The sequence below is a fragment of the Nocardia sp. NPDC059195 genome, assembly GCF_042754695.1.
Classification (GTDB): Bacteria; Actinomycetota; Actinomycetes; order Mycobacteriales; family Mycobacteriaceae; genus Nocardia.
Genome location: NZ_JBHZBG010000058.1, coordinates 1 through 6,070, shown reverse-complemented (window position 1 = coordinate 6,070; position 6,070 = coordinate 1). Strand labels below are relative to the sequence as shown.

6 protein-coding genes are annotated in these 6,070 nt (G+C 66.5%); 2 read left to right on the top strand and 4 right to left on the bottom strand.

Going from position 1 to position 6,070, the window contains the following annotated elements:
* Positions 1 to 130: 130 nt before the first annotated feature.
* Positions 131 to 1,582 (bottom strand): bifunctional ADP-dependent NAD(P)H-hydrate dehydratase/NAD(P)H-hydrate epimerase, encoded by a 1,452-nt coding sequence (locus ACFXKN_RS33335; protein WP_378954238.1) that lies wholly within the window; start codon positions 1,580 to 1,582, stop codon positions 131 to 133.
* Between the two features lie 70 nt (positions 1,583 to 1,652).
* Here ACFXKN_RS33335 and ACFXKN_RS33330 point away from each other — a divergent pair, with 70 nt between their 5' ends.
* A complete protein-coding gene (locus ACFXKN_RS33330) occupies positions 1,653 to 2,075 on the top strand; it encodes a cupredoxin family copper-binding protein (protein ID WP_378954235.1) in 423 nt (140 codons plus the stop codon).
* A 35-nt stretch (positions 2,076 to 2,110) separates the two neighbouring features.
* On the opposite strand, the gene glmS is transcribed toward ACFXKN_RS33330, so the two are convergent.
* Complete coding sequence (glmS, locus tag ACFXKN_RS33325; protein ID WP_379434775.1) at positions 2,111 to 3,991, bottom strand: glutamine--fructose-6-phosphate transaminase (isomerizing); 1,881 nt, start codon at positions 3,989 to 3,991, stop codon at positions 2,111 to 2,113.
* 36 nt (positions 3,992 to 4,027) lie between these two features.
* Here glmS and ACFXKN_RS33320 point away from each other — a divergent pair, with 36 nt between their 5' ends.
* A complete protein-coding gene (locus tag ACFXKN_RS33320) occupies positions 4,028 to 4,882 on the top strand; it encodes a dienelactone hydrolase family protein (RefSeq protein ID WP_378954226.1) in 855 nt (284 codons plus the stop codon).
* A gap of 91 nt (positions 4,883 to 4,973) precedes the next feature.
* On the opposite strand, the gene ACFXKN_RS33315 is transcribed toward ACFXKN_RS33320, so the two are convergent.
* Both ACFXKN_RS33315 and ACFXKN_RS33310 read right to left on the bottom strand, forming a co-directional pair.
* Complete coding sequence (locus ACFXKN_RS33315) at positions 4,974 to 5,315, bottom strand: hypothetical protein (RefSeq protein WP_379434774.1); 342 nt, start codon at positions 5,313 to 5,315, stop codon at positions 4,974 to 4,976.
* A gap of 25 nt (positions 5,316 to 5,340) precedes the next feature.
* Positions 5,341 to 6,070: hypothetical protein (locus ACFXKN_RS33310; protein WP_379434773.1), on the bottom strand; the 730-nt coding region annotated here is incomplete at its 5' end.

Below are 6,070 nucleotides of genomic sequence, written 5' to 3'. Positions count from 1 at the left end.
TCTAGTCTCGAGCGCTAACCGGCGGCCCCTTGGGGCCGCGGACACGCGCGCGCCAGCGCGCCAATAAACACAGCGTCAAACCGTCTGGGACTACCGAACCCCGTGGCTTTGCCACACAACCGTCCTGGGACTACCAACCCCGAGATCCACCACCAACCTCCCGCAACACCCGCACAGCCCCCCGAACATGCCCTAGCAATGGCGTAGCAGAAATAGGAGCCCCCGCCTCCCACCCCTCATAAGCAGCCAAGTTAGCCGCCAAAGCATGCACCCGAGCCCCCGCAGCAGCAGCCCACCCCGCCTCCCGCCCCGCAGCAAGCAACGCCCCGATAACTCCCGACAACACATCCCCCGACCCCGCGGTAGCAGCCCAATCCCCACCCGCGTCATTCACAAACGTCACGCCCCCCGGCGAAGCGACAACCGTCGCCCGCCCCTTCAACAACACAGTCACCCCCCACTCATCAGCCAGCTGACGCACCGCCCCCACCCGATCAGCCCCCGCCACCGCACCCGTCAACCGCGCGAACTCCCCTGCATGCGGCGTAAGCACCGTCGGAGCCGAGCGCCCGCGAACCAGCCCCGGCTCGGCGGAAAGAATCGTCAACCCATCCGCATCGACAAGCACCGGCAGATCAGTAGCAAGCACCTCGGCCAACCGATCCCGCGCACCCGAATCGGTACCCCCGCCCGGCCCGAACACCCAAGCCTGCACCCGACCCGTCTCCGAAATCGAAGTACTGGCAACAACTTCCGGAAACTTCGCCAATACCTCGGTATCCGTCCCCACATACCGAACCAGCCCCGCAGTGGCCGCCACCGCCGCCCCCGTACACAACACCCCCGCCCCCGGATACTTCGAACTCCCCGCACAAACCCCCGTCACCCCCTGACTGTATTTGTCATCAGCGGGCCCCGGCACCGGCCAACCAGCCCCCACCGCCCCCGGATCGAGCTGCACCAACCCAGCCTCCGGAAGCCGTAACCCGATCGGCACCAACACAATTCGCCCACAGTGCGGCACACCCAACGCGTGCACCGGTTTGAAGGCACCGAACGCAACCGTCACATCCGCCGTCACCGCGGCCCCGTCCACCGCCCCTGTATCAGGATCGACCCCACTCGGCAGATCAGCCGAGATGATCGGAACCTCCACGGCAGCAACAATTTCCGCAGCATCGGGCCGCAACGGACCACGCCCGGAAATCCCCACGATCCCATCGATCACCAGATCAACAGCATCGAGCCGATCAACCACCCTTCCCCCAGCCGCCCGCAAAGCAGCAAGCCCTTTCCCATGCGCCCGTTCAGGATTCAACAGAACGGCCGAAACTCGAACCCCCCGCCGCCGCAGCAAGGCCCCCGCCCACAACGCATCCCCGCCGTTATCCCCCGACCCCACAAGCAACCCCACCGCTCGCCCGACCACTCCACCGGTCCGCGAACGCAATTCGTCGACAACCACCCCCGCCAGCCCGAAAGCCGCCCTCCGCATCGGCATTCCCGCAGGCACCCGCGTGAACAGCTCGGCTTCCGCGGCCCGAACCTCGTCGACGGTGTAGTAGCCACGCCGATCCGACATAGTCGCCTCCCAGCTGCCCGAACGGGCCGCCGACCGGCCCAGGATCGCTCGCAGACTACGCTCCACACCCATGTCGATGGTTCGTCACCGCGCCGCATCCGCCCGGTTTGTCGCCGGATTCGTCGTGGCCGCCGCCCTGTTGTCCGCCGGCTGTTCCGGCGACTCGGGAAACGCCGCCACCACCACAACCCGCAAACCCCGCCCGGTCGGCACCACGACCGCCCAACAGCACGCACCGACCAACCTCACGGTCGAAGTGGGCGATATGAAATACGCCCCCGCCGACGCCACCATCAAGGTCGGCGAGACGGTCACCTGGAAGTTCTCCGACAAGGTCCCGCACAACGTGCAGGGCATCGGCGACAAGGCGATGGGTCTCAACAGCCCCATCATCGACAAGGGCGAATGGTCCTACACCTTCACCCAGCCCGGCACCTACCGCTACATGTGCACTCTGCACCCGGACATGCGCGGCAGCATCACGGTCGAGTGAACCTGCCGGCCTCGCGACGAGGCCGGCATCAGGCCTTATTCGACGGTGACCGACTTGGCCAGGTTGCGTGGCTTGTCCACGTCGTAGCCCAGCGTCTGCGCCACCTCGGCCGCGAAGATCTGCAGCGGCACCGTGGAAAGCAGCGGCTGGTACAGCGTGGGCGCGGCCGGGATCTCGATCAGGTCGTCGGCGAACGGGCGCACCGTGTCGTCGCCCTCTTCGGCGATCACGATCGTGCGGGCGCCGCGCGCCTGGATCTCGCGAATGTTGCTGAGCAGCTTGGAATGCAGCACCGCGCGCCCCTTCGGCGACGGCATCACCACGATCACCGGCAGACCTTCTTCGATCAGCGCGATCGGCCCGTGCTTGAGCTCGCCCGCGGCGAACCCCTCGGCGTGCATGTAGGCCAGTTCCTTGAGCTTGAGCGCACCTTCCAGTGCCACCGGGTAGCCCACGTGGCGACCGAGGAACAGCACCGTCGGCACATGCGCCAGCTCGCGCGCGATGGCCCGCACCTGCGGCGCGGTCTCGAGCACCCGGGCGATCAGCTTCGGCATCGACTCGAGCTCGGCGAACTCGCGAGCCACCTCGTCGGGGTACTTGGTCCCGCGCGCCTGGGCCAGCGCCAGACCCACCAGGTAATTGGCGGCCACCTGCGCCAGGAACGCCTTGGTCGACGCGACACCGATCTCGGGCCCGGTCCGCGTGTAGATCACCGCGTCGGATTCACGCGGAATCTGCGCGCCGTTCGTATTGCAGATCGCCAGCACCCGCGCCTTCTGCTCCTTGGCGTGGCGCACCGCTTCGAGGGTGTCCGCGGTTTCACCGGACTGCGAAATCGCCACCACCAGCGTCGACCGGTCGAGAACCGGGTCGCGGTAACGGAATTCGCTAGCGAGCTCCACCTCAACGGGCACCCGAGTCCAGTGCTCGATCGCGTATTTGGCGAGCAACCCCGAGTGATACGAACTGCCACACGCGACGACGAACACCTTATCGAACTCGCGCAGCTCCTGATCGGCGAGGCGCTGTTCGTCGAGGACGATCCGACCGCCCTTCTCGTCGACGACGAAGTGCCCGAGCAGGGTGTCGGCGACGGCGGTTGGCTGCTCCTCGATCTCCTTGAGCATGAAGTAGTCGTGGCCGCCCTTCTCGGCGGCGGCGAGGTCCCAGTCGATGGTGAACGGCCGGCTGACCACACCGTCGGTGTTGCCCGCGAAGTCGGTGACGCTGTAGCCGTCTTTGGTGATCACCACAGCCTGGTCCTGACCGAGCTCGACCGCCTCGCGGGTGTGCTCGATGAACGCGGTGACATCGGAGGCGATGAACATCTCGCCCTCGCCGACACCCACGACCAGCGGCGTCGACCGACGGGCCGCGACGATCGTGCCGGGATGATCGGCATGGGTGAACACCAGCGTGAACGCGCCCTCGAGGCGCCGCAGCACGGCCAGCGCGCTCGCGGTGAAGTCACCGGCGGTGGGTCCTGCGGCGTAGGCGCGCGACACCAGGTGCACCGCGACCTCGGTATCGGTGTCGCTGAGCAGTTCAACGCCCGCGTCCTCTAGCTCGCGGCGCAGCGGCGCGAAGTTCTCGATGATGCCGTTGTGGACGACGGCGAGCTTGTCGGAGACGTCGCGATGCGGGTGCGCGTTGCGGTCGGTCGGCGCGCCGTGGGTGGCCCAGCGGGTGTGGCCCATGCCGGTCGACCCGGCGAAACGCTCGGTCCCCGCCTCGTCCAGTTCGGCTTCCAGATTGGCCAGCCGCCCAGCCTTACGTTCGACCGCGAGAGCGCCGTTTCCGTCGAGGATCGCGACCCCCGCCGAGTCGTATCCGCGATACTCCATGCGTCGCAGCGCGTCGACGACAACGCCGAGCGCATCCCGGTATCCGACGTACCCCACGATTCCGCACATGGTCCACCACCCTACTGATCGGATACTCTTCTCGCCGTGTCGGTGTCTGCAAAATCGCTCCTGAGCACCCTGTCCGTGCGCGGCCCTCACCGGGTGCTGCGTGGGAATTTAGGGATCGCAGGTCAGCCGGGTGTGGTGTACACGCCCGAGTCCGGACTGAACCTGCCTGCTGTCGCGTTCGCGCACGGCTGGCTGACCAGCGCCGAGAACTACAAGAGCCTGCTCGAGCACATCGCGTCGTGGGGTTTCGTGGTCGCCGCCCCCGACACCGAACGCGGCCCGATCCCGTCACATCTCGACCTCGGCACCGACTTGCTCACCACGCTCGACATCGTCAGCAAAGTCCGTCTCGGTGACGGCACCATCAGCGTCCACCCCGATCGCCTGGCCCTGGCCGGCCACGGCATGGGAGCCGGCGCCGCCGTGATCGCCGCAGCTCAACGCCGGGTAGCCGCCGTAGTGGCGCTCTTCCCCGCCCCCACCTCCCCCGCCGCCGAGAACATCGCCCCCGACATCGACACCCCCGCCCTGATCCTGACCGGCGACGACCTCGACTCGGTCAGCTCCAACGCCCGCACCCTCGCCACCGCCTGGTCCGGCCCGTCGATCCTGCGCACCATCAACGGCGCCTCCCACAACGGCATCATCGAGGGCCGCCGCCTCTTCGCCGCCCTCGGCGCGGGCCGCTACGAACACAAAACCGACAAGACCACCAAAGCCCTGGTCACCGGCTACCTCCTCGCCACACTCCTCGCCGACAAGAAGTACGCGATCTTCGCCGACCCGGAAGCCGAGATTCCCCACACCAACGTGGTCGACCCGCACGCCGAGGTCGAGGTCGAGGCGCCGAAGTTGTCGATCGGCACGGTCGCCAAACTCATCCGGGGTTAGATCCTCCGACGTCGCCCTACCAGTGGGTGATGGTCGGCACCGCCACGTAGATCAGGATCAGGGTCTGCCGTGGCGGTGCCGTGCTGCGGACTCAGACCAACCAGCTGTTACGGCGGTAGTAGTCCCCTTCGGGATCGTCGTCATCCAGTGGAGCGGCGCGGTCATTGGCCCGCCTGGCGGCGATCGACCGTGCGATGGCCTCGCGTTGTTCTCTGGCCTCGGCTTCCTGACGCTCACGTTCCTCCGCCTCGAGCCGCTCCCGCTCTTCGGCCTCGGCAGCCTCGCGCTCCCTGACAGCTTGAATCTCGGCGAGGATCTCGTGACCGTTGTTGTGAACGGCGAGGCTGTTGCGCATCTCGTCGTACTCGTAGTCCAGAACCTGCACCCGGCGAAGGAACTCGTAAGCGCCTTCCTCGATCCGCGATCGACTCATGACGAAACCCCATAAACTCGTTGATTCACAGCGGTCCTGCCTCGGCCAAGACCGCACCGGTGTCACCCGGATCGGGTTGCTGGCTCACCGGATACTGTTCCGCCCAATGTTCGCCATCGGGCTCATTGTCCGCACTCGGCGTCGAGCCGGCCCCCGGCATGTTCTCCGCGGCATAGCCTTTGGCGTTCAGAGAACCGGTCGGATTGGGCGTCGCACCCGAAGACGTCCCCTCGTCAGCATTTTCGAGACCGGTCGGCCCCTGGCCGGTACCGGTCTCCGGTGTCCCCGAACCGATTTCGCCGCTGGACTGATCGTCGCTGATCACCGGTATGCCGTTGGCATCGAGCGCCATGCCGTACTCGTGTGAGTTTCCGGCGGAGTCGGTGGTGCTCACTGTCAGTTGGCCGTTCTCATCTGTCCCGACGCTGACCTGCGTCCCGTTCAGATCGAACGTCGCGCCACCGGACATCAACCCATTCAGCTGGCTCGAAATCGACGCGAAGCCTTCTTGGATCGAGGTGTTGAGCGAAGTGAGGCCGGTACTGATCGTCTCCGCCGTAGTCGTGAAGAGCGATTCGAGTTGGCTGACCGATGACACGAGCGAGGTGAGGCCTGTCATCACCTCGCTGACCGTATCGGTGATTTCGCTTATCGTGTCGGTGATGTCGTCGTCATCGTCATCGTCGTCATCGTCGTCATCGTCGTCGTCCTTGGTTGTCGACGGGTCCTCGGTGGTCGCCGGCTGGGTCGACGGG